The 2,500-nt window shown below is 54.1% G+C and carries 2 rRNA genes (1 of these 2 running past the window's edge); both read right to left on the bottom strand.

Going from position 1 to position 2,500, the window contains the following annotated elements:
- Positions 1 to 65: 65 nt before the first annotated feature.
- A 5S ribosomal RNA gene (gene rrf / locus AB1281_RS21850) occupies positions 66 to 180 on the bottom strand.
- Between the two features lie 126 nt (positions 181 to 306).
- Positions 307 to 2,500 (bottom strand): 23S ribosomal RNA (locus AB1281_RS21845) (it continues 686 nt past the right edge of the window).

The raw sequence follows: 2,500 nt of genomic DNA, 5'->3' as shown, positions 1-2,500 counted from the left end.
CGAAACCAGGTGCCTGCAAAAAAAGGAAAACCCCGCTGCGCATGCAGCGGGGTTTTGGGTGTAAACCCTGGCGATGACCTACTCTCGCATGGCTTGAGCCACACTACCATCGGCGCAGCTGCGTTTCACTTCCGAGTTCGGGATGGGATCGGGTGGTTCCACAGCGCTAATTTCACCAGGGAGGCTTTTGGAGAGTCGCACTCGTCCCGGTGGGACAAGGCGCCAGCCTCGCATAGTTCTTGTGACGTAGCGTGCACTTGGATGCTCTTACGACGTTGTCGTAAAGCCAAGGCAACTTGAGGTTATATGGTCAAGCCGCACGGATCATTAGTATCAGTTAGCTCAATACATTGCTGTACTTACACACCTGACCTATCAACCACGTAGTCTACATGGTTCCTTCAGGGGGCTTGTGCCCCGGGAGATCTCATCTTGAGGCGCGCTTCCCGCTTAGATGCTTTCAGCGGTTATCGCTTCCGAACATAGCTACCCGGCAATGCCACTGGCGTGACAACCGGAACACCAGAGGTTCGTCCACTCCGGTCCTCTCGTACTAGGAGCAGCCCCTCTCAAATCTCCAACGCCCATGGCAGATAGGGACCGAACTGTCTCACGACGTTCTGAACCCAGCTCGCGTACCACTTTAAATGGCGAACAGCCATACCCTTGGGACCGACTACAGCCCCAGGATGTGATGAGCCGACATCGAGGTGCCAAACACCGCCGTCGATATGAACTCTTGGGCGGTATCAGCCTGTTATCCCCGGAGTACCTTTTATCCGTTGAGCGATGGCCCTTCCATACAGAACCACCGGATCACTAAGTCCTAGTTTCCTACCTGCTTGATCCGTCGATCTTGCAGTCAAGCACGCTTATGCCTTTGCACACAGTGCGCGATGTCCGACCGCGCTGAGCGTACCTTCGAGCTCCTCCGTTACTCTTTAGGAGGAGACCGCCCCAGTCAAACTACCCACCATACACGGTCCCCGACCCAGATAATGGGCCCAGGTTAGAACGTCAAGCACGACAGGGTGGTATTTCAAGGATGGCTCCGCTGCAGCTAGCGCCACAGTTTCATAGCCTCCCACCTATCCTACACAGACGAACTCAACGTTCAGTGTAAAGCTATAGTAAAGGTTCACGGGGTCTTTCCGTCTTGCCACGGGAACGCTGCATCTTCACAGCGATTTCAATTTCACTGAGTCTCGGGTGGAGACAGCGCCGCTGTCGTTACGCCATTCGTGCAGGTCGGAACTTACCCGACAAGGAATTTCGCTACCTTAGGACCGTTATAGTTACGGCCGCCGTTTACTGGGGCTTCGATCAAGAGCTTCGCCTTGCGGCTGACCCCATCAATTAACCTTCCAGCACCGGGCAGGCGTCACACCCTATACGTCCACTTTCGTGTTTGCAGAGTGCTGTGTTTTTGATAAACAGTCGCAGCGGCCTGGTTACTGCGACCCTCTTCAGCTATAGCTCGCACGAGCCACCAAAAAGGGTGCACCTTCTCCCGAAGTTACGGTGCCATGTTGCCTAGTTCCTTCACCCGAGTTCTCTCAAGCGCCTGAGAATTCTCATCCTACCCACCTGTGTCGGTTTACGGTACGGTCTGCGTAAGCTGAAGCTTAGGAGCTTTTCCTGGAAGCGTGGTATCAGTGACTTCGCCTTAAAGGCTCGTCTCGGTGCTCGGTCTTAAAGGATCCCGGATTTGCCAAAGATCCAAACCTACCGCCTTTCCCCAGGACAACCAACGCCTGGTACACCTAACCTTCTCCGTCCCTCCATCGCACTTACGCGAGGTGCAGGAATATTAACCTGCTTCCCATCGACTACGACTTTCGTCCTCGCCTTAGGGGCCGACTCACCCTGCGCCGATTAACGTTGCGCAAGGAAACCTTGGGCTTTCGGCGTGCGGGTTTTTCACCCGCATTATCGTTACTCATGTCAGCATTCGCACTTCCGATACCTCCAGCAGACTTCTCAATCCACCTTCAACGGCTTACGGAACGCTCCTCTACCGCGCATAACAAAGTTATGCACCCCAAGCTTCGGTTCTGTGCTTAGCCCCGTTAAATCTTCCCCGCAGACCGACTCGACCAGTGAGCTATTACGCTTTCTTTAAAGGGTGGCTGCTTCTAAGCCAACCTCCTGGCTGTCTGTGCCTTTCCACATGGTTTTCCACTTAGCACAAAATTTGGGACCTTAGCTGTGGGTCTGGGTTGTTTCCCTTTTCACGACGGACGTTAGCACCCGCCGTGTGTCTCCCATACAGTCCGTCTCGGTATTCGGAGTTTGCAATGGTTTGGTAAGTCGCGATGACCCCCTAGCCATAACAGTGCTCTACCCCCGAGAGGATACATATGAGGCGCTACCTAAATAGCTTTCGAGGAGAACCAGCTATCTCCGGGTTCGATTAGCTTTTCACTCCTAATCACACCTCATCCCCTACCTTTGCAACGGGAGTGGGTTCGGGCCTCCAGTGCGTGTTACCGCACCTTCA

The sequence above is a fragment of the Stenotrophomonas sp. NRRL B-14846 genome (assembly GCF_050473585.1).
Taxonomy (GTDB): Bacteria; Pseudomonadota; Gammaproteobacteria; order Xanthomonadales; family Xanthomonadaceae; genus Stenotrophomonas.
Note: the sequence above shows the minus strand (reverse complement) of the source record. Positions and strands in the feature narration are given on the sequence as shown.